The sequence below is a fragment of the Lentzea kentuckyensis genome (assembly GCF_002150765.1).
Lineage (GTDB): Bacteria > Actinomycetota > Actinomycetes > Mycobacteriales > Pseudonocardiaceae > Lentzea > Lentzea kentuckyensis.
The window spans coordinates 66,886-89,070 of sequence record NZ_MUYM01000081.1 but is presented as its reverse complement, the minus strand read 5'-3'; the positions used below and the strand labels follow the sequence as shown (position 1 = coordinate 89,070).

Sequence of the window (22,185 nt, the reverse complement as noted above, 5' to 3'; positions counted from 1 at the left end):
GGCCTTCATCGTGACGCGATCGCGATCCACGACGTGTGCGTTTTGATCGGACCGGCAGGGGAGGCCGGAAGTGGCTCGCTGAACTGGACGACCGCTAGCGGATGTCGTCCAGCAGGTCCCAGGGCGCGTCACTCCGGCCAGGCGCGTATGCGACCACCAGGCGGTCTCGCACCGTCGCAGTGAACCGGTCGCGCTGCTGCCCTCGTCGATGCAGTGTTTCGGTCAACCGTGCGTTGTTCTCTGGTGGAAGGCTTTCGGGGAGCACACCGAGGAGGAGTGCACCGGGCGTAAGACCAAGCACGTCGGCGGGCACCCAGCCACCTCTAAGCGGACGGCCCGCGAACTCCACATCGCTGTCGGGGGCGGACGCGAAGAGATCCCGCACGACTCGGTCGGCGTTCTCCCGCGCCGACAGGATCAACTGGCCGGGTGGGGTGGGATCAGGAGGTCGAGGAGCAGCGCTGGGCCCTGGAGGGTCCGCTGGGGAACGAATTTGCCTCAGCGCAAGGGATTCGACGGCGTCCGACATCGCCGGAAGTACGGCTTCGGGTGGGAGCGGCTGCCCGAAGTCCTGAGGCAGCCAGGAAGCCTCGCCCGGTCTTGTGTAGACGTCGACGGTGATGCCTTTGGGTGTCAGGTACGCCCAGGTCATGACGATCTCGTGGCCGTTGTGCTGGTGAGACCACGCAAGGAGGCTGTCGAGCTTCTTACAGTGTTCGGGTTGTGGATGAGCCGGCGCACTGCGGGAGCGTCCACGGGCCTCGCCCGCCAGGTCGATGTCGTCGAGCTCGAACAGCAGATCCGGTCGCGGCCCTCGTTTCGCGTATGCCTGCGCCAGTGCCACCGGCAACGCGTCGAAGTTGTAGAGCAACTTCTGCTGGTCCCAGCGGTAAAGAGCCTCGACCGTCGCGGTGAGCATCCCCAGCCCGAGCGACTCGCTCACGAACCGCTTGATGTGCAGCGAGCTTGACTGGAAATCAGCCTTCCTCAGCGCGAGCGCGTTGTCGGGTAGCGAGGTGAGGTACGTGGTGATCAGGGCGAGCTCGTGGACCCGAGTCGCGTACTTGACCGGATTCCGCCCGGCTGGGGCGAGCGCGTTGACGTAGATGAGCTCCGCGATGTCGACGGGCAGCGTGGTGTCGGCGCGAAGGCGGGAGAACTCGTCCACCTTCACCGCGCCAGTGGACAGCCTTGTCACCGTCCAGGCGAACTGACGAACCGTCACCCAGCTCATGATGGGAGCCTGGTGACTTTCGCGGTGGCCTTGATGCTCGCTACGCGCCTCGCCCACATCCGGACCGTTGCTTTGTCACCCTTCTTGAGCAGACGCATGTGGGACAGCCGGTTGCGGATTGGCACAACGTCGTTCTTGAAGAGCCGCCAGGTGAGGTCGTCCCAGAAGAGCCCGCTGAACTTCTTGGACTGCACGAGTTCGAGCAGCTCGCCGAGACTGAGCCACTCGATCGGGTCGCGTAGTTCGGCGATGCTCCTGGCGGTGACGTTGACGTCCCCGCGTGCTCGTCCCAGGACTTTTCCAGCCAGGTCGGCGTTGAGAAGTTCCTTGCGCCAATTGGCAGGAGACTGGTCGATTGCGGCGCTTCTGAGGAATCTGCGGATGGTGCGTTCGATCTGCCAGAGGCCATCGGACACCGCCGCCAGATCGTCCTGTGGCGTGACAGCTTCGGCCATGGCCTCTGCGATCGCGTCGCTGAGCCGCTCCAACCGGGTCAATACGAACTTCGGTTCTTCGCCCACCAGGTGGAGCAGACCCGCGCTGCGCAGGGCGTCGACGATCACGGGATCGAGCTCTCGCGGGAAGTTGATCCCGTGCCGTGCTTCGAAGAGCGCGAAGTCCAGCTCCGTGAGCACGTTGACACCGAGCTCGCGGGCTGTCGCCCGCAACAGCGCGTCCAGGTCGCAGTTCTCGTCGAGGCCCACGGCCGGCAGTGTCGGCCCGGCCGTGTTGTGGGTGCCGTCAAGGCACTCGTCTTCGTTGAGTAGTGGGAGGTAGCAGGGGGAGGCGTCAACCAGCAGGTTGCTTCCGGTCACCGGGGCGAAGGCGTTCCGCGGCCTGCGCGAGACCAGGCACACCATGATGTCCTGATCGCACAGCTCGTTCACCTTCTGGCGCAGCGCTCCCAGTGTCGTGCCCTGGCTGTTCCCGGTGGCCGCGAAGACCTCCACGTCGTCCAGCACGACTGTGGTCGTGTTCTCGTCGGTCTCGCAGTCGCCCGCGGCGAACGCGTCGGCCTTCATCCGGGACCCGCCCAGCTCCTCGAGCAGAGGTTCCCGGATGACATCGAACATCGCTCCACACTGGACGAAGACAAGCCTGAACCGCTTCATCCGGCGGCGTACTTCCTCCGCACGGCTTCGTGCGGCTTCTGTGATCTTGTCAGTCATAGCAGCTGCAGCACCGGTGTCAGTTCGTAGGAGTGGTCGACTTCTTGAACAAGCCCGAGGTTGATCAGATGGCCCAAAGCGAGCGGGGCGGCCTCCGCGACGATCACGAAGGAGTCCGGCTCGGTCCTGAGGATCTCGATCAGGTAGGACTCGTCGGGGTAGTACCTCTTGACGTGATCGAGCATCTCGCGCATGTTGCCCGCGACCTCGAGGCGCCAGGAGTTCACAGTGCGCAGCACCAGCGGATTCTTGATCTCGCGGTGAAATACGTCGACCGGCAGTTCCTTCACCACCTTGGACGCGAGGTGCCGATACAGGAACGCATGGCCACCGGTCGCCTCGAACAGGGCCTCCAGCGCCTTGTCGTCGATGCTGATGCCCATCTTCTGCCCGACCGATCGGGCGAGGTCGTCAGCTTCGTGCCGTTCGAACGGCGTGAGGAAGTTCGCCTTCGCCCACGAGAACAACGGGTTCGGCCTGCCGTACAGCCTGCCGCTCTCGATGATCGCGCTCGTCAGGCCGGACAGCAGGAACGTGAAGTTCGGGTTCTCCTGCACCAGGCTGCGCAGCATCCCCAGAAACTGGGAGATCGACGTCATGTCCCCTTCGTGGATGTCGATACGGTCGGAAGGGGTTAGGTACTCGATCTCGTCGAGCATCAGGACGACGGTGATTCCGTCCTCGTCAAGCCCGCGCAGGGTTGCCTGGAAGGCTCGCTTGAACTCCGAGATGGTGGGACTCTCCGAGAGCCTGGCAATCTCCGCCATGTCCTTGCGGCGACCCGAGAACTTCGCGGCCAGATCGTCAGCGAGATCCCGGAGAAGGATCGGCACTGGATCCTCCGGCGGAGATGGCAGGCTCTCAAGGTCGCGCAGCATGAACACCGTCTCAGGACTGGACAGCGACTCTGCGAGCTCGGACATGACACTCGTCTTGCCAGCCTTGCGCAGGCCGAAGACCCCTGAGACACGCTGGTTGCGTATGTCATCGCGGAGTGATTGCAGGAGACTGCGACGACCGAAGAAGCGGTCGCCCCGCACGGGGGTGGTCTCATAGAAGAGATCACGGGCGAAGACGCGATCGCGTAGCAGGGTGATGAAGGAGATCGGGTTCCCGTCATCAGGCAGCACGAGCGGGATCGCCAGGAAGTTTCCGGAGGACCAGTCGTCCAGCTTCATCCGCAACTTCGGATCCGGGGACCAGATGAACATCATGTCCGGCGTGACTTCGCGCTGCAGCCCTACCAGTGCCTGCTTGGCCGCGCGGAAGGTCCTGATCTGCAGGTCCTTGTGCGGGCTGTAGAAGAAGAACACCTCTCGCGTGAGGCCGAACGCCGACTCAATCGCTCCGCTGAACCGCACGAGCGCGAACCCGCACTCTTCGAATTTCGGTACGCGGCCGTGCAGGGAGTAGACGAACTGCGAGCCGAGCTGACCGAGAATCCGCTGGTGTTCTTCGACTACCGGAAACGACTGCTTGAGCCGGTTGAGGTTGAACAGCCAATCGGGGTGGGTCGGTGGTTTGACCGGGTTGGCGTTCCAGGTCGACTGGCGCGGCGTGGTGGCTCCCGCCTCCGCTGCCGCTGCGTACTGGCCGAATGACTCTTTGACCTGTATGGCGATCTCGGTCTGTACGAGGCTGGACGCGCTCTGTACCCGCACTCCCATCTCAGCCAGCCGGTCGAGAACTTTGGTGGACGTGATGCCCAGTTCTCTGGCCAGTTCGTAGACGCGAGGTTGCACGGGCGATCCATCTCCTCGTAGTCACGCATGCAATACATGCGTTTCGTCGGGCAGATTGATCACCCTAGCTAACGTGCTGCTGTCCGGCGAGGACATTCAAGAACGAGGTTGAAACGGCCCTTAGTCCAAGCCGTCAGGAATTTCATGACTACCGACCCGGAGATCAGTGGTCGTATGGCGTGGCCAAGGTCGGCAGTGGGGGCACGGAGTCGCGCATATAGCCAATGCCGGCGGTCACGATGTAGTTCGCCGACGCCGTATCCAGCTTCCAGGGATGTCGTAATAGCAGGCGTCGAAGGCTGTCGCTGTCCGTGATCTGTGCCGGGCGTGTGGGAAGGCTGGCGAACCACTGTCCGTTCTGTCCCCAGTGCGGGTCGGCAGCGTCGTCGACCGCGGTGGTGAAGCGGTTGACCAGTTGTGGCCACGCCGGTGTGCCCCACCAGTGGCGGCACGCGAGTCCGCCGTGCGCTGCCGCGCGCGTGAATGCGAAGCGGTTGCCGCGCTCCTCGGCGAGGACGACGACAGCACCTAGGCTTTCTGCGACGTGGTCGGCGAACTGGTCGAGTTCGTCACCGGCGATGTCTGCGAGCGTGAGTCCGATGGGCAGTTTGCGCTTGGGGTCGGTGAACCAGCGGTAGAGATCGCGGAGAAGCCATTCCACGGCGTCGATGTCGATCGTGTCCAACTCGGCGGTGAGGGCGTGGGCGTCGATGCCGCAGCCGGTTCGCCAGCGTCGGACCATGTCGCGGACCCGATGGGTCGTGTGGGAGTTGATACGCAGCATGTCGCCATCACTGAGCGGGCAATGACCTGCGTGCCAGTCCTCCACAGGACTGTTGCGCCACGCGCCGTTGACCAGCCCGACAGCCGCCATGTCCAGCACCGCACCCACTCGATCGGGGTCGATGCCGACCTGGTGGCGCAGCATTTGCCCCGCCAGGAGTTCCTCTTGTTCGGCAGTGAACTCGTCGTGCCTCATTGTGTCCTTGTTCGTGTCCGTCGGCGTGCCGTTACCGACTGTATCCACCGCAGCGATGGCGTCGGCACCACCCACACGAGGGATAGAGCTCCAACGCGCCGATCATCGTCAACGCGACAGCGGATGAGGTTTGCCGGTCAACGCCGACAGTGCGGTGGCGACTTCGCTTGGTACGCCTTTGATGTAGGTGAGGGTGGAGCCGCCTTTGGTGTCGGTGTGGCCGGCGTAGGCGCGGGCGATGCCGTAGCTGTAGTTGCGTTCAACCCAAGTGAGTGTGGTGTGGCGCAGCCAGTGGGTGGACACGCCGAGCTTGGCAGCCCAGGGGAGCGCTGCGCGGATGCGGGACCAGAGGTGGTCGTAGCGGCGGCTCGTCAACGGCGTGTGGTTCGCGTACCGCAGAAGGGTGTCGGTTGGGGACACCGCACCGCGGCACTGGGCGTGGATGCGCAGCGCCGAGCACAACGTGCGGCTGATGGGCTGCATGCGCGTGGTTCCGCCCTTCTCCCGCAGCCGCAACGAACACAGTGTTTCGTCGAGGTCGTTCACGGACAGGGCGAGCGCGCCGCCCCGGCGGCAGGCGCTCTCGACGTGCAGGCGCAGAAGCAGGGCGTCGAGCACGACGTCGTTGCCGCCGTTGTAGGCGGCGTCGTAGATCTCGGCGAGTTCTCCGACCGTGAGTGCGCGGCGGAGGTTGGGCAGCCTACGGGGGAGCGGTGCACGATTGGCAGGGTTGGCTCTGCTGCTGATGAGGCCGTCGGCCACGGCGAGCCGGTAGAGCAATCGCATCGCGCGGATACATCCCTCGCCAGCGTGTCGGCCATTGCGGTTGTTGGACCGGCGAAGGGCGGAGCCGGCTGACTCCTGTTGCAGCGCCAGGATGTCGCTCGTCCGCAGCTCGTCGAGCCGCCGGTCGCCGAACAGCAACTCGGCGCGACTCCAGTAGTTGGCGTACTTGTCTCGCTGCGCTGGCGTGGCGGCCGCGACGACGTGTGGCAGGTACTCGCTGATCGTGGGAATCGCACGGGGCGCCGTCACGTCGGCCCAGCGGATGCCGAGCTCCTCGACAAGGTTCTGCGCCAGGCGCAGCTTCTCCGCGTCACTCGACATCGGAATCGACCGCCACGGATTCGCGGTACAGGTTCGCGAGAAGCGCAGTCACAACGGCGATGGGATGGATGAGCAGCCTTTTGGTGTTCAGAGCTGCGACGAGCACAACGCGGTCGCCGCTGCGAACTCCGAGCAGGTTTCGAGTTGCGGCTGCCAGAAACACGTTACCGCGGGCGTCGACGCGGAATCGTCCGGAGGGGGAGCGGTACAACTCCACGCCGTGCCGGATCAGCCGAACGCCATGTCGGTCGCCTGGCCGCCAGCCCAACGCATCGAGCAGGACGCGGTCGCCGACACGGCCTGAATGGTCGACCTTCGCCGCGGCCACCAGCAGGTCCGAGGGCTCACTGCCTTGTTCGACGGGAGCGAGCACCTGCCTGGATAGGTGCCGTGCGGGCGGTTCCGGTGGCAATAACGGCGGCACTGGACGTTCAGTCACGCGGGATCACCACCCGCAGCTGAAATTCCAGCGACAGTGGTGCTAACTGCGGCCGCGTAGACACGCGGCGCCGGGGAAGAGGGGAAGTCACCCCGCTGCTCAGGCCCAGAGGAAGTCCCAGCGGAACGAGAAATCCCACGCTCGGTAGCTGATCGCTGACCTTGCGTGGGACTATGGAGCTGGGATTCCAGCCGTTCTGGTGTCCGAGGGGGGACTGAACCCCCACCGCGGGGCAATTTCCCCAAAACGGGGGAGACGCACCGGCGTCCCGTCATGCCTCCGACTACCTGCAACCGGGGAGAGTTCCCCCAACTGGGGAATCTGCTCCATGGTTGCAGAAGGTACCAGACCGGCGGATGTTGCATGATTCCAGCTGGTTGCGGACCTCTCGAGCTGAATTCGCCTAGTCGCCAAACGTCGGGTGCTGCGACTATTTCGAAAAGATCAGGCGCCACCTGACCCAAAGGTGACGTCTCCATGGAGTCCAGCGATGCGCCTGCTGTTCCATCTTCTCCACGAACGTTTCTGCGTCTTCGAACAGCTGGGATCCGTCGGCGATCAGATGTTCCAACGCCTTGCAACCAAGAAGCTCAATCGGAGAAACCTTGTCTGTGCTGTGCAGCAACGTCCGGACGCACAGTTCCAGCGATGCCAGCGCCCAGACGGCGGGCTCGGCAAACCCGAACAACATCGGTCCGGTCTGCTTGTACAGCGTCTGCCCCTGCTCGAAGACGTTGAGCAACGACCCTCTCGCATCGGCGTGGATCTCGTGACTGGCCCAGCTGTAGTGACCTCGAAGGTGGGCGACGTTGACGAGCTTCTCCAACTCGGCGAAGTTGGGACGTCTCAGTCCGTTGAGTCCTGTGGCCCAGCCGTAAGACTCCTTGTACTCGGTCCCGAACCTGTCGAGGAGTTCCTGTCGAGATTGCTCGAGTTGGGTGATCTCCTCTGCGGGGAGAGGATCGGTTCCCAGTTCGGCGCAGTGGAGTTGGTAAGTCCTCGCGTCCTTGGCGGTCAGGACCGCCTCGTGAAGGTAGAAGCGTTCAGCCAGATCTGCGTGGTCGTCGGTCTCTCCGAACTCTGAGAGGACGCGCATGATCACAGCGATCTCATGCAGGGTGCGGCAGCGAGCGAGCGCGGCCATGGGAAAGCCACCGGCGAGCGCGTGATGCACCTCGAAGGCTGTCCGGCATGCCCGAGCGTGCAGGCCGGTTAGCACCTCGAAGTGAAAATCCTGTCGCTCCTCGGCTTCGCGGGCCAGCCGCTTGTCGAACCGCTCCCCAGCCTCGTGAACGGCGACACAGACGGCGAGATAGAGATCAAGCGGACGTCCCCAATACGCCTGGAGTGCGCGCTGGAACAGCTTGTGTCCCCGGCGGCGGCGTCGCAACATTCGTGGCGCGGTTCGCCGGATGCCTGCGGCCACCACAGGGGCAGTTCGGTCCATCGCCTGGATCCAGGCTTTCGCTGAAGCTTCTGTGGCCTCGTCCTCTGCTAGGCCGGCGTCCGTGAATCGGCGAGTTCCTTCGACGAGCATCGTGAAGGTGTCATGGTCGAAGTCGTCGCGTCCCCCGCGCCTGAGGAGCCTCATGGGGGCATGCTACGGCTGACATGCGGCGGTCTGGTCTAAGCGATACTGCCTCTAGTTGGTCGAATGGTGGGGGAGGAGAATGTGTCGCTGCTCGGAGCCGTGCTCGTCAAGCTTGCGGAGACGGTGGTGAAGTTCGCCGTCGAAGCCGGCACTGGTAGCAAGGTCGCGGGCGAGTTGGGTGGCGGGACCGTGGGTGTGCTCGGCGGGCGCGCTGCCAGCCTGTCCGACGACCGGAAGGTCCATCGCGCACTTTCCCAGGTGGCACAACGGTTGGGCGACGAACTGTACGTCGCGTACGGACACGAGTACAGGAACCTCTCCGAGAACGATCGAGCTGCCGCCGCTGCTGCCGTGGTGGAGGTACTTGAGCAGTGCGGCGACCAGCAGAGTCTCGTTGCGCGCAATAACGCGGATTCAGGTCGTCTGGCAACTGCCCTTCGAAACGGCGCCGACGAGATCCTGCGACGGACAGCGCTCGGCGGGGACGGCGAGGAGTACTTCGATCAGCTGCTCCAAGCGGCATGCGTTCAGGTTGTAGCGTTGACGACCCGTCGGCAGGAGTTTCTAGTCGCAGCCGGCACGGAGACGCTCTCGAGACTGACCACGCTGGACCTCACCGTGTTGCAGGAGTTCGCCAAACTAAACGCCCGGCTGGATCCGTTGCTAGCGTCGCAGCCTGAAGCAGGGCCATCCGGTTCCGTTGTGCAGAACTCCGTCGACGGCTCGGTCTCCGGACCGGTTGTCCAGGCGGGCCACGTGTCCGGCAATCTGAACATCACCTATTGGGGTGACCGATCACCGACGGAACTGATTGCCTCGGATCTTGGAACGGCTGCTTGGCGCCCCATTCGTTTCGGCGGACGCTGGGAGCTCGCGACGGCGCTGAGCGGCAGTCCTCTCGGTCCCGGAGCCGCTGACGTCTGCCCACGGTTTCATGAGGTCGTTGAGGTGCAGACCGCGCTTGAGGCCACCTGCGCGGCAATCCTGGTGGGTAGAAGCGGCAGCGGAAAGTCGGTCACCGCGTTTCAGGTCATCGCCGATCGGGTCCGCGAGGGATGGAAATCCCTGCGGCTCCGCGACTCGGCACGACACGTCGACGGCAGCCTGCTCGTGGACGAACTGCTTGCCGTCGAAGGCCCTCTCATCGCGTTGATCGACGATGCTCAGTCCGTTCCGGGCGATACCTTGCGCGAAATTCTCGAGGCTGCAGAGCCAGATCGCTGCGTTCTGGTCGTAAGCACGGAGGAGGTGCGAGGGCCTGCGCCCGTGGTGCGGATGGTGGAGAAGCGTGCCGTAGCAACGCTTCACGCGGAGTTGTCGAAAGATCTTGCCTCACTGACTCGGCAGGTGAGTCGCGTCGACCCGAATGTGGGTGAGAGGTTTCATGACGAGTCGGTAGTTCCTCGTCTCCGCGCCGCGGCGAACCAGGGAACGCCTTGGCAGTTCTGCTTCGTGTTGTCCGGTAGGTGGCGTCGCGTTGCGGGAGCGATCGCACGAGTGCGTGATCGAGAGGAAGCCCACCTAGCGCTGGTTGTCATCGCTGTCGAGCAGATTGCGACCGCAGACGCGGGCACGTCGCTGGCAGCTCTTCGTGAGAAGACGGTCCTTATAGGACGTGACGAGGCATGGGTAGTTCGAGCCCTCGAGGTTCTGCGCGCCGAACAGTTGATCTACGAAGAGGACGGCTTCTACAGGTGCGCGCACGTTCAGGCAGCGTGGAACGCTCTGCGGTATCTACTGGATCCCTATCCACACGAGACGCCACCAGACGTACGACCGAAGGTACCCCCAATCGTGGATACGGGGGACCGACCGGTGACGGCACAACCAGCGCTTCGCAAGTCGACTCCGTCTCCACCTCCACCGAGGGACGAGGTGGAGCGAGACCGCCGCATCATCGCCGCTGTCGTCGAAGCTGCGATCGCTGATCCGACGACCAGTCTCACCGGACTTGCCTGGCTCACCAGTTGGCACGGGTTCGGCTGGCATCACATCTGGATCCTGCGGTCGTACGGCGCTGCGAGCGACGCAACGATCGCGCAGTTGATCGATCGGCTCGTAGCCGTGGGCGAGCGAGGCACCGACATCGGCCTCCGCGCTTATGTTTTCTGCTATCTCGGGCGTTGGCAGGACGGCCTTGCGCAGACGAGCCAAGTCACCTCCCTGGCTGCCGTGCTCAAGCAGTGGGTCGATGAGATGACGGCTAAGGACGCTTCAGGCCTGAGGGAGTTGTTCAACTGGCTTGGCGCGGAACGTAGCGACTTCACCACGGAGCTTCTACGGGACATCGACGTGCGCAGCTTGACCTCCAGGTGGGTCGCCGACGACATGACATCAGCCGCAATCTTTGGAGAGGCGGTCGACAGGATCTGGTACGCCGGTGGTCCTGCGCTGCACGCGTCCATAGCCGAGGCACTCGACGCCAGGGCCCTGCTCGACCTGTTCAAGGACAACAAGAGCGAGGCTTGGGCAGGCTGTCAAATGGCAAAGACGATCGCATGGCTTAATCCACCGCTTAGCCTGCGGTTGGGAGAGGTGTTCCTGCCAAAGGTTGCCGCCGCGATCAACGCCGATCCTGTGGAGTCCTGGCCTGACGGCGTGTACGACTTTCTATGGCACGTACTCGGATTCGGCCCGAACTTCCTGCGCTACCGAAAGCCAACAAGACGCAGTAGGAGGTTGGCAGCCGAACTCGTCTCGAAGCTCGACGCCATGGCGCTGGCCCGCGCGATCAGCTCGTCTGTGCCCCGAGGGTGGCAAGCACTCTCGGAACTGATGGAGTTCGTCTGGGAAGCCGACCTAGGGACCTTCGAGAAGATCATTGCTGCCGTGGACATGTCAGCGCTTGCTGAGGCCATCGAGCCGTACTTCGGTCAGAACGACATGCACATGTTGCAGATCGTTGCAGTGATGGCAGAAGCCAGGCGGCAGGAGGCCGAGCGGATGATCGCGCCGATGCTTGCAGACTCGGACCCGTTGGTGGCTTTGCACGCAGTCCTCGCTCCACAGGCGACAATCGAGGCGCTGAGCCGCGGCGTGGCGCTTGACCTTGATGCCTCAGCTGGGCGTTGGAAGCTCGCGGCAGATGCCCTGACCGCACTCGGAGGCTGTCACGCTTACACGGCAGAACGGGTCTTGGCAGCCAACCACGAATCGATCAAGAAAGGGCTGCTTCTGGAAGTTCACGGGTCCGATCGCGAGGGGCTGTCTGAGTTTCTGCAGGTTTGTGACCAACTGTCTGCCGAGGCGCTGGACAACGCCCTCACCGAGATCATTGACGATGCGGAGGCTCACTGGCAAAGGGAACTGAGACGCCGCGGCTCCGTGCGCCAGCCGGTGTTGGAGCTGGTTCGGCGCGCAGCGCGTCTTCGTCCGGACCACGTGGCGATTCAACGACTCGAACGCCGCTTCCCATCGTTGAGACTGTCAGCTGGATGAACCTTGGTTGAGAAGCGATATTGCAGCAGCGAGATGCCTGGTATGGCTGAGAGACCATCCCCGTCCAGCCCTGTAGGCGTTCGGTCGCGGCTGAACTCGAGCGGTCTTTAGCCGCGGCGTAGCTCGAACCAAGCCGCTACGACTGCGGCGACGGGGCAGGCGAGGCCCAGGGCCGCCGCGGCTGGAAACCGCTTCGCCACCCCCTATGCGACTGTGTCGACGATTTCGATCAACCACCGAGCCCTGCTGGTTGATCGAGACCAACGGGTAGACGATCCACCCGGTGACGAGCAGCCCGATACCGGTGATTAGCGCAGGAACCCTGGCGACTTTGATGGCCTTGCGCATGTTCTCCGCCGGCGATCCGCTGCCGGAGGAGTCGTCCGTTTTCCGTGAGCTGGATCGTCGTAACAACCAGAACAGGCCGAGCGCCACGACGCCGACGGGCCACCAGACACCCCAGAGGTGAACGTCCCACCACATTGGACCGGCTGCGAACAGAGCGATGGCGACCGGCATCAGCGACAACGTGTTGTCCTGGAAGGAGTGCGACGCGTGACGCCACACCGCCGACGCTCCGATCAACAGGCGCTTCTTGGTGATCTTGTGGCAGTGAAAGTAGCGGCCTATCGGGTGAGGGTGATGGTGATGACGTGACTGGAGCCGTCGCCGAGGTCGATGCGGAGTCGCCACTTGCCGGGTTCGAGGGATTTGGTGCTGAGATTGAAGATGTACAGGTTGTTGGTGGGGTCGTAGCGGAACGTGTTGCCCGAGGTGGCTGAGCCGGTGGGGGTCGCCGTGATCTCGCTCGATGGACTGCCACCCGCGACTTGTGCCAGCCACAGCCGCGCGGTGGCGGTGGTGATCCCAGTGCTGGCACCGGTCAGCGAAAACCTGACCGGAACGGTGCCGCCGAGCCGATAGGTAGCTCCTTCGGACACCGGTTGCAGGAGTCCTGACCAGCTGTAGGTGACGACTACTTGGAACGAGGTGCTGCCGACGTTGCCTGCTGCGTCGGTGGCCGTGCAGGTGACTTTGGTGGTTCCGAGGCTGAACGTAGTTGCGGGCGAGGGAGTGCAGCCGACCGATAGACCACCGTTCACGAGGTCCGTTGCGGTAGGTGGCGTGTAGGAGACGCTTGCGCCGTTCGAGGTCGTCGCGGTGACGACCTGATCCGCGAGATGAGTCAACGAGGGAGGCGTGGTGTCGACTACCCGGATGGTGAAGGTGTTGGTGCTGGCGTTGTTCGCTTTGTCGGTGGCGCTGCACGTCACCGTGGTGTCGCCCAGGGGGTATGTGGCGCCTGAGGCGTGATCGCAAGTGACCGGCAGGTCGCCGTCGACGGTGTCGTGCGAGGACGGGACGGGGTAGGTCACGATGGCGCCGTTGGGGCCGCCGGCTTCAGCGGTGATGGTGCTGGGGACAGTGACGGCGGGCGAGTCGGCGTCGATAACGCTGACGGTGAACGAGCCGCGAGTGACGTTGGCGGCGTGGTCGGACGCGGTGCAGGTGATTGTGGTCGTACCAAGTGGATAGACGGTTCCGGACTGGTGGTCGCAGGCAACGGAGACCGTTCCGTCGACGGTGTCGATCGCAGTGGGGGAGGAGAAGTCGACAGTGACTCCGGACGGCCCTGTCGCGTTCTTGGTTTGGTTGGCGGGCAGCACCATCCTCGGCGGGGTGCTGTCAGTGACGGTGACGGTGACGGATCCGCTGCTGGTGTTGCCGTGAGCGTCGCTCGCGGTGCAGGTGACGGTGGTGAGGCCGAGTCGGAATATCGATCCGGAGGCCGGTGTGCAGGAAACAGGTATCGGTCCGTCGACGGTGTCGATGGCCGTCGCGGTGCTGTAGTTGACGTGTGTGCCGTCTGGGCCGCTGGCTTCCTCGGTTGCTGCGGCGGGAACCGTCACAACCGGCCCGGTGGAGTCGTTGACGGTCACGACGAATGTTGCGCTGGCCGAATTACCTGCTCTGTCCACTGCGGTGCAGGTCACGATGGTGTCGCCGAGACCGAACGGGTCTCCTGATGAGTTCGTGCATGTCGGCATCACTGACCCATCGACGGCATCGCTCGCGGCCGCGGCGGGGAAGGTCACCGTGGCACCTAGGGGCCCTGTGGCTTCGGCCGTTTTATGGGCCGGGACGATCACCGTGGGGGCAGTGGTGTCCACGATCGTCACGGTGAAGGTGGATGAGCCTGTGTTGTCGGCGCGGTCTGTGGCGGTGCAGGTCACCACAGTGGTTGCCAGTGGCAGCACTGCGCCGCTGGCGTGGTCACACGTTGCGGGAAGAACGCCGTCGATATCGTCGACAGCCGTCACCGCGGGATAGTTCGCGGCGGCTCCGTTAGGCCCCGATGCCTCGATGGTCAACGGTGCGGGGACGCTGATCACCGGAGCACCCTGGTCCTGCACCCGAATCGTGAAGGATCCGGTGGCTGTGTTGCCCGCAGCGTCTTTGGCGGTGCAGGTGACCACGGTCGTGCCGAACGCGAACAGTGCTCCGCTGGGGTGGTCGCAGGTGACTGCAACCGATCCGTCGACGGCGTCATCAGCGGTCGGCGCGGAATAGGTGGCTACCGCGCCACTGGATCCCGTCGCAGCCACGGTCACGCTCGACGGCAGCGTGAGCGTCGGCGCCGTCGTGTCGACTACCGTCACCTCGAACGTTGCCGAAGCCGTGTTTCCCGCTACGTCGTTGGCTCCGCAGTTGACCACCGTCTTTCCGACCGGGAAACCGCTGCCGATTGCGTGATCGCACGACACCGCTCGGGAGCCGTCGACCAGATCGACGGCGGTCACCACGAACGAGACTGGCGTCGACTTTCCCGACGCTTCGACGTGCACCCCGTCCGGTACGGAGACTGATGGTCCTGTCGTGTCCACAATGGAATACGACGCCGACGCTGAGTCCGACACGCCCGCGGAGTTCGTGTAGGCGCACGACGCCGTCACCGATCCCAACCCGTCGGCCGCCCGCGGGCCGGACGGGCCGGTGAGCGTGGCGCTGAAGACCGAGGTTCCATCGGCGGAGTCCACCGCCGAACACGACGCAGTCGGCACCGCGCCGAACTCGTAGTTCGCGCCGGCCGAGATGCCGGTTACGGATACCGACGGAGCGGAGACCCGCGGATTCGGGGCGCCCGACAGGTAGACGTCGAAGTCTCCGGGAGGATCAGCAGAATCCAAACTGAAGGTGTCGAACTGCACCACGCCAGCGTTGGGCGCGATGCCGTTGGCGTAGCTCGCGACCACCAGCCGGGTGTCGGCGGCTCTCACGTCTCGCTCGAACGTGCCGCCGTAGAAGTAAAGTACGCGTTCTCCAGCGTGGGCGGGGTCCAAAGGCGGCATGAACTGCACGCCTTCCGCGCCGAAGATCACGAACCGTCCGTCGTCTGAAATGCTGCGGGGCGCCAGCCAGTAGTTCACCGCCGGGTCGGATGTTCCGCCGTGCCCAGGTGCAGATATCCAGGTCGTGGTGCCGGTCACCCTGTCGAAGAGATACACGTGCCGTTTCGTGAGCCCTTCAGGGTTAAGACTCGGGTCCTCGGAGGTGAACCCGATGTACCGGCCGGTCTGGCTGATGGCGTTGACGTAGATCTTCGGCGGAACTGCCAGCGGCAGTGGGGAGGTGACCGCGGTGGCGACGTCGTAGGCGAGGTACTTGCCTCCTGAGACCACAATCGCCGTTCTACCATCGCCGCTCATCGTGGCGACGTAGGCGGGGCCGGGCTGGGGTTGCAGCTGCAACACGCTAAGGGTGGAGCCTGGCACATTCCACACTTCGATGGGTGCACCAGCAGCTGGCGAGGCATGGAAGTTCCCGTAGACCTTGCCGTCGTCGGTGACGAACAAGGCGCCTTGTGCGTTGTCGTTTGATATCGACCGGAATACCCGGCCGAGGCGGTTGTCGCGGGCGAAGACGGTGCTGAACGTGGTCGTTGGGTCGTAGTGAGTCCATGCCATCCAGGTACCGTGAGGTGACAGGATCCCATTTACGTTCACCAGGGTTGACGCGAACTTCTGCCCCTGTTCATCCGTGCTGGCGAGAGTGAGCTGGCCGGCGAAGCTGTCGCTCAGGTAAATGGATGTCCAGTCGCCTCCTGGATGCGCAGGGTTGGCGGTGCCCGCGCTGATGAGGCCGTAGCGCCCGTCGAGCGACGTGGAAAGATAGCCCGTGGTCCGGGCGAAGTTGCCGTCGCGCCGCAGCGGCCAATCAGGGACTGTTCTTTTGGACAGCCAGATGTAGCCGGATGGGGCGGCCAGGGCGGGGCCGGCGATGCAGATGGCACCGACCAGCATGCTGATCGTCAGGAGCAGCCGAAGGGCGGATGTTCGAGCTCTTCGTGTCATGGTCATCTCGGCTCATCTCCGGCCTTGATCGACCTGCGAGCGACCGCATTCGATCACTAGTGCTAGCCGCCGCCTCGGTTGGTGATAGCAAAGTCGCAACTCGCGCGGTTCGCGTTACCTCGAAGCAGAAATTCCATGACTAATAGGAATATTGGCCTCTTGTGGGTTCGGACATGATCCGTGCACTGGTGGATTCGGTCGGCTCGGTCATGATGCCGTGCCGCAGCTTCGGCCGCTGGTTGAGCCCTCGATCGAAGTGCCTGCGACCATTGACGATGCCTCCGTGTTACCAGGTGGCGTTGTGGCTTGTGAAGTGGTTGCTCGACGATGCGGCGTCCGCCAGTTCCGGACCCCTCCCGCGTTGGCTGTTGTGAGCACATGCAGCTTGTCCTCGACTGGAAATTGTAACCGTTATTCCAGGTGGCTATGGCGCTGCGGCATCTGGATGAACGGAGTGGGGCCAGGTAACACCTGGCTGAGGGCATTCGATCGAGTGATCAGGCCCTGGTGAGGAGCAGGGTTGGAATTGTCTCGCAATCGGTGGGAACGGTGACTCCCTTGTCGCGGGCAATGCTGTCATGCCTGCGGTGAAGGCATGTTCGGCTGGAGTGGTGAGGATGATTCGAAGACGTGGTTATGTCCCTTTGTTGTGCCGGATTTCCGTTGTCGTGGCCTTGGGCGCGTGGAGCGCGGTGATCCCTTCGGCGGCGCAGGCGGAACCGAATCCTGACCAGGCCGCCATGTCGTCCGTCGATCTGCAAAACCCACAACAGGGCATTACCGATCCGGTCGCAGCGATGCGACCGCTGGCTCGGGATTGCCTGGTTGGGCAGATTGACGTGAACACCGCGGCTGCCCAGGAGATCGAACGGGTGCTGCACTTGGCGAAGCCTGTGGCCACCGCAGTGGTGAGCGGCCGGCCTTGGCACCGGACCGTCGACCTGATCTCGGTGGCGGGCATCGGCCCGTCCAAGGAGACGTTGCTGGTGGAGTCTGCCTGTGCGACTCCGACAGAACTGCCCCCGCCCTCGCCTCTGGCATGTGCTGCGGGAGGCAGCGCCGTCGACCTGCAGTCCGCGTCGCTCGACCAGATCACGTCGCGTACGGGCCTCGGTCGGCCCGCCGTCGATCGGTTGATCGCTGCGCGTCCCCTTCCGCAGAACCTGGATCAGGTCGTGGCCCCGCGTGTGCCCGGCTTGTCACGACCAGCGGTGAAGCGGCTCGTCGACGACGGTGCCGTGTGCGTGACCCCCGCGCCGTTCCGCTTCTCCGGCACCAGCTGGCGCTGGGCGTCCGGACAGCACGGCGCCGAGGTCTCCGCCGAGGACTCCAGGTACACCCTCTTCGTGCCACCAGGGCGCGTGGTCAGCCAGACCGGGGCATGGGCGACGGTGAAGCCCCTGCCAGGTGAGCTCGGCGTGCTGCCGAGCGCGGACTTCCATATCCACGGAACTTGGACGCCGGAAGTCGCGGTACGGGTGCCCGCACCGCCACATTCCGAGGGGATCGACGACCTCGTGGTCGCGCACGACCGCGGCAACGGGGAGATGTCGGCTTCCTTCAACCAGGGAACCGTCGAGTCGACGACACCGGAAGGTCGAGTAGTGACCGCAGCGGCTTCGTCGCTGAGCACTTTCACCACTTACCTTCCTGGCACTTGCGCCGATCCCGCGCGCACCGGCATCTTCGCCTGTTCTGGCGTTGCCGCCAGGGACACCTCCGACCGCGCGCTGTCCGTGCAATGGGCGACCGCAATGGCACGGACCATGGCGCTCTCGGCGACCAATTGCGATGTGCGGAACGTGCGCGCACGAACGGCGGGGTTCACGACGAGCGGGCTCGGCTGCGTCGCGGACATGATGGGTGAAACGGGGGAGTGGACCTTCGAGAACAACAGTGGCGGGCTGGTGAAGTCAGGCGTTGTGTTCCCGGCCGTGCCCACCGGAGGCACGTTCGACCACTCAGCCGTCCGCGGCGACATGGGTGTGCTCAGCAACTGGCTCGCGGACAGCGCGATCGAGCAGGGTTACCTGCCTCCGAACGGCAAACTGACGGTCCGCAAGACAGTCGGCAGCGGCGACACGGTGCTGGACGCAGGTGCCGCGATCGGCTGGTCCTCCGGATGGGTGGCCGCTCAGCAAGTCGTCGCCGTTCTCGACGAGGCGCTCGACCTGCTTCCGCTCGACGATGTCCAGCGCGCCCACCAGCTGTACGTGACCTGCGCGGCGGAGCTGGGTTTCCTCGCTGGTGCGGACTTCGCCGGTGCGCTCCTCGAGTGCATCTCGAAGCCCCTCGCCGAACTCATGGCTCAGGCCGCGGAACGGTATGTGGGGAATGACCGCCTCAAGGCCAAGCTGGCGAGCGGGGCACGGCTGATCGCGAAGTTCATCGGCCGGCCCTTGGTCGCCGTGGACCTCGCCCTGTCCGCCGCCGACATCTGGCAGAGCCAGGGCCGGACGGTCCGGATGCGCACGTTGGCGCCGCCGCCTCCTCCGCCCGCGACAGGGCGTCTGGACGGCCCGTCCGGTGATCACTCCTACATCGCCAGGATCAACGACGGACGCGCCTACCTCGTGGAAACGGGCGGTGGACGGCCGGTCCGAGCGATCCACATCGATACCAACGACCAGTTCAACTGTCTCGCGATGAGCCGATACGTGATGGACGACGTCCAGCCTTCACAAGACGGCGACAGGTTCGTGCTGATCCTGCCCGGCGGCTCGACGCCGGTCGTCGACGTCGACCTGACGTGCGATCGGTCTGGTCCGGCCTGGTCGTACACCGGAGTGCGGCACGGCGGGAACGTGCCCGACAACGTCATTCTCAAAAAGCCCGACTGGTTGGGCAACGGCTCGTGGTTCATCGACGGTGCGGGCAGGATCTCGACCATTGAGGACGGGAGCACGTACCTGTGCCTGGCCCGCACACATCCGGTGATCTACAACGTGCCGTTCGACCGGATCAGTGCGTGGCCCGACGTCGCGGATCATCCGGCGTCGTGTTCGTGACCTGACAGCCAGGTTGGTCTGGAGCTATAGGCCGACTGTCGCCGTAGTTCGGCTGCGTGTCATGGCGTAGCCGCAGCAGGCAGCCTGGTGTTCATGGCGGGCTCGAACAGTGAGCAAACTGGTCGAGCCCGCTACGGCCGACCGCTGGATAGTCTGTGCGGGCTGGTTCTCGAACCTGCCGTTCGGTTGACCCAAGTGGGGGTGTCGACGACCCGTCTCGATCGAACCCAACCGCTGCGCGGGCAGGTCGCAGTCACCGAGCTTTCATGAAGTCCGGGGGCCTTGGCCCTCAGCCTCGCTTTCGACGTCGTTGACATCCGCGGGGTCGAACCAGGGTCTCGGCGCGCTTTCTCCAACGGCGCAGCTCCAGTTCTCTTTACAGATCTTTGGGCTACTTCCAGCGACGAGGTACATCGCTTTGCGCGGCTGCTGCCGTACTTTGTCGGGGGCTAACGAGCGGTGCCGGGCTGATCGGCTTACCTTCGATGCCCGTGACTCGTGCGAGCCGTGGGCTCCGGCATGAGGTGATGACCATGCTCGACTTGTCTGCGCTGTCAAAACTGCCCGTAACAACGGGAACGGCCCCATGGCCCGGCCACGAGTACGCCAAGGGGTGGGGCGTGTTCGGCCTGCCGTTCGACTCCGGCCACGTACTTGCTCTGCGGGTGTTCCCGCAAAGCGACTTCGGTCCGTACCTCACCGTCTGGCACCGCGATCCCGACGGCAACTGGGCGATCTACGTCGACGGCCCACGAATCGACACAGCGTGCCCCCGCTACTACGGCGCCGCCTGCAGCCATACGGGACGTGCCCACATCGAGGTCACCTGGACCGGCAAGACCTCTGCCCACATCACGATGGATTCACCTGCACTGGAATGGACGCTCACCGCCCGCTCGACCGGACTCCTCGACGTGATCAACGTCCTCAGCTCGGCGATGCCGCTCGCCACCTGGCGTCCGCGACCTCTGATTCGCGCCCGCGAGCGCATGGCGCAAGCACTGGGCATGGGGCATCTCAAAATGGCAGGAGTCATGCCCAGTGGCCACTTCGGGAAGCTCATGCCCGAGCGGATGTACTTCGTCGACGACTCCCACGCGATGTTCGGCGGAGTCGACCTGGGAACTCCAGTCCGCTTGAAGGACAACCCGAAGATCGGCGGCGTCGCCCTGCCTGCCCGCGTCGTCCTCGCCATCGGCCAGGCGACGTGGGAGATCCTTGACGCCGAGGAGCACGAACGCACCCTGCGAGAGGTCAACGGGCCCACGTCACCGGAAGTGCGGTAAGCCCACCGGTCAGCACGTCGCGTCGGATCGTCAGGTCCTCCACGGGGACGGCGAGGCGCATGGTGGGGAAGCGCAGGATCAGTTGGGAGAACACGGCTTGCAGTTCCATGCGGGCCAGTGGTGCGCCGATGCAGTAGCGGAGGCCGTGTCCGAAGGTGAGATGAGCGGAGGCCTGGCGCGAGACATCGACGCGGTCCGGCTCGGCGAAGACGGTCGCGTCGTGGTTGGCGGCGCCGATGTCGAGCAGGACGAGGTCGCCGGCGCTGATCCTGACACCGTCGATCTCCATGTCGGTGCGGGCGTAGCGGGGGATCCCACCGCCGCCCTTGCCTGGCGCGCGAAGGATCTCCTCGACGGCGTTCGGGATGAGGCCGGGGTCGTCGCGCAGTGCGTTCCACTGATCGGGGTTGGCCAGCAGGAGCAGCGCGCCCATTCCGATCTGGACCACGGTCGTCTCGTGGCCGGCGAACAGCAGCGCCATGGAGAGCATGGCGGCTTCCTCGGTGGAGACGCCGTCGGTCGCGCACAGGCGGGAGATCACGCCGTCGCCGGGCTCTTGCCGCTTGGTCTCGACGAGGCGCATGCCGTAGCCGAACAGGTTGCCGAGACCTTGTTCGGAGACGGTGTGGTCGTTGATGTTCGCGGCGGCCTCGGTCCACGCGCGGAACTGGTCGCGGTCGTCGTAGGGCACGCCGAGCAGCTCGCAGATCACGAGGATCGGCAGCGGGACCGCGACCGCGGCGTGCAGATCGGCTGGAGACCCTGAGGTGGCCAGTTGATCGAGCAGTTGTGCGGTCAGTGCGTCGATGCGGGGACGTAGTGCGCGCATGCGCTTGGGGGAGAAGTGCGGTTGCAGCAGCGCCCGCATGCGGGCGTGGTCGGCCCGTTCGGTGACGAAGTCTCCCAGCGGGCCGCCGAACAGGGCGGATTCGCCGGTGCGTGCAGCGTTCTGCGGGTCGGGGTGGGATCTGCCGAGGCGGTCGTCGCCGAGTAGCTCGCGCACGCAGGCGTAGTCGGTGACCAGCCATGCGTCGTGGCCCACTGCCGTGCGGATCCGGTGGACCGCGCCCTGGGACTGGAGTACGCGCAGTTGCGGCGGAACCTGCAACGGCTGGGGTTGATCGAACGGCAGTTGAGCAGGCAAAACCATCGTGTGCGCCCCCTTGTTTATATCCTCTTGTATAAGTTGACTTAAACAAAGCTACTTGTTTAGTCTGATCTAAACAAGTGGAGGTGCAGTGGTGGCGGGTCCTCAGAACGTGCGGCGCATGCCGCGTGCTCAGCGGCGCGAGCAGATCCTGGACGCCGCGACCCGCGCGTTCGCCCGTACTGGATATGTGGCGACCGGGCTCGACGGTGTGACAACCGAAGCCGGGGTCACCTCTGTGTTGCTGTATCGGCACTTCGACTCGAAGGCCGACCTGTACCGAGCTGTGCTTGACAGGGCGTGTACTCGGCTTGAGGCGACCGTCGGCTCCGGTGACTACGACGAAGGCAGCATCTCTGCACTGATGCGCGCTGCCGCCGAAGATCCGGACGGGTTCCGGTTGCTGTTCAGGCATGCCGCGCGGGAACCGGACTTCCGCGACGTGGTCGACGGAATCCGTGCGATGTCGGCGGAGGTCACGCGGCGCGAGCTGGCCGCGGTGATTCCGGAAGGTCCGTGGCTGGACTGGGCAGTGCAGTACGTGCCGACAGTCACCCTGGAGGCCGTGATCGCCTGGCTCGACGCCGGTCAACCTGACCCGGAGCAGGCCGCTGACCGCATCGCCTTGGTAGTGCACAGCGCCATCCGGGCGGCGAACGGTGTTGACTGACCCGGTCGGTCATTTATGCTGGG

Annotated in this window: 13 protein-coding genes; 4 read left to right on the top strand and 9 right to left on the bottom strand. The window is 64.5% G+C overall.

Annotated features, from left to right (window positions below):
• Nucleotides 1-94: 94 nt before the first annotated feature.
• The 7 genes from B0F77_RS33975 to B0F77_RS33945 all read right to left on the bottom strand — a co-directional run bounded on the left by B0F77_RS33975 (nt 95) and on the right by B0F77_RS33945 (nt 8,261).
• The gene (locus B0F77_RS33975) at nt 95-1,234 is read right to left on the bottom strand and encodes a hypothetical protein (protein ID WP_086667120.1); all 1,140 of its coding nucleotides are present in this window, start codon (nt 1,232-1,234) and stop codon (nt 95-97) included.
• Nucleotides 1,231-2,307 (bottom strand): hypothetical protein, encoded by a 1,077-nt coding sequence (locus B0F77_RS33970; protein WP_245848992.1) that lies wholly within the window; start codon nt 2,305-2,307, stop codon nt 1,231-1,233. The genes B0F77_RS33975 and B0F77_RS33970 overlap by 4 nt, the downstream gene beginning before the upstream one ends.
• Nucleotides 2,308-2,399: 92 nt before the next feature.
• Entirely contained in the window at nt 2,400-4,145 is a 1,746-nt protein-coding gene (locus B0F77_RS33965; protein ID WP_086667118.1) for a translation initiation factor IF-2 N-terminal domain-containing protein, read from the bottom strand.
• Between the two features lie 163 nt (nt 4,146-4,308).
• The gene (locus B0F77_RS33960; RefSeq protein WP_143467027.1) at nt 4,309-5,124 is read right to left on the bottom strand and encodes a hypothetical protein; all 816 of its coding nucleotides are present in this window, start codon (nt 5,122-5,124) and stop codon (nt 4,309-4,311) included.
• 108 nt (nt 5,125-5,232) lie between these two features.
• A complete protein-coding gene (locus B0F77_RS33955) occupies nt 5,233-6,231 on the bottom strand; it encodes a tyrosine-type recombinase/integrase (RefSeq protein WP_086667116.1) in 999 nt (332 codons plus the stop codon).
• Nucleotides 6,221-6,670: a hypothetical protein gene (locus B0F77_RS33950; RefSeq protein ID WP_143467026.1), complete on the bottom strand. Its 450-nt coding sequence runs from the start codon at nt 6,668-6,670 to the stop codon at nt 6,221-6,223. Before B0F77_RS33950 ends, B0F77_RS33955 begins: the two co-directional genes overlap by 11 nt.
• Before the next feature lie 430 nt (nt 6,671-7,100).
• Complete coding sequence (locus B0F77_RS33945; protein ID WP_086667114.1) at nt 7,101-8,261, bottom strand: DUF5677 domain-containing protein; 1,161 nt, start codon at nt 8,259-8,261, stop codon at nt 7,101-7,103.
• An 81-nt stretch (nt 8,262-8,342) separates the two neighbouring features.
• Between B0F77_RS33945 and B0F77_RS33940 the strand changes: the two genes are divergently transcribed.
• Entirely contained in the window at nt 8,343-11,699 is a 3,357-nt protein-coding gene (locus B0F77_RS33940) for an NACHT N-terminal Helical domain 1-containing protein (RefSeq protein ID WP_158102893.1), read from the top strand.
• 626 nt (nt 11,700-12,325) lie between these two features.
• On the opposite strand, the gene B0F77_RS33930 is transcribed toward B0F77_RS33940, so the two are convergent.
• Complete coding sequence (locus B0F77_RS33930) at nt 12,326-16,057, bottom strand: HYR domain-containing protein (protein ID WP_086667111.1); 3,732 nt, start codon at nt 16,055-16,057, stop codon at nt 12,326-12,328.
• Nucleotides 16,058-16,890: 833 nt separating this feature from the next.
• Between B0F77_RS33930 and B0F77_RS33925 the strand changes: the two genes are divergently transcribed.
• Both B0F77_RS33925 and B0F77_RS33920 read left to right on the top strand, forming a co-directional pair.
• Complete coding sequence (locus tag B0F77_RS33925) at nt 16,891-19,059, top strand: hypothetical protein (RefSeq protein ID WP_086667110.1); 2,169 nt, start codon at nt 16,891-16,893, stop codon at nt 19,057-19,059.
• 533 nt (nt 19,060-19,592) lie between these two features.
• Nucleotides 19,593-20,345, top strand: a complete 753-nt coding sequence (locus B0F77_RS33920) for a hypothetical protein (RefSeq protein ID WP_211294185.1) — start codon at nt 19,593-19,595, stop codon at nt 20,343-20,345.
• Here the strand turns inward: B0F77_RS33920 and B0F77_RS33915 are convergent.
• The gene (locus B0F77_RS33915; protein WP_086667108.1) at nt 20,314-21,495 is read right to left on the bottom strand and encodes a cytochrome P450; all 1,182 of its coding nucleotides are present in this window, start codon (nt 21,493-21,495) and stop codon (nt 20,314-20,316) included. The genes B0F77_RS33920 and B0F77_RS33915 overlap by 32 nt on opposite strands.
• Nucleotides 21,496-21,586: 91 nt before the next feature.
• On the opposite strand from B0F77_RS33915, the gene B0F77_RS33910 reads away from it, so the two are divergent.
• The gene (locus B0F77_RS33910) at nt 21,587-22,162 is read left to right on the top strand and encodes a TetR/AcrR family transcriptional regulator (RefSeq protein ID WP_245848989.1); all 576 of its coding nucleotides are present in this window, start codon (nt 21,587-21,589) and stop codon (nt 22,160-22,162) included.
• The last annotated feature ends 23 nt before the right edge of the window (nt 22,163-22,185 follow it).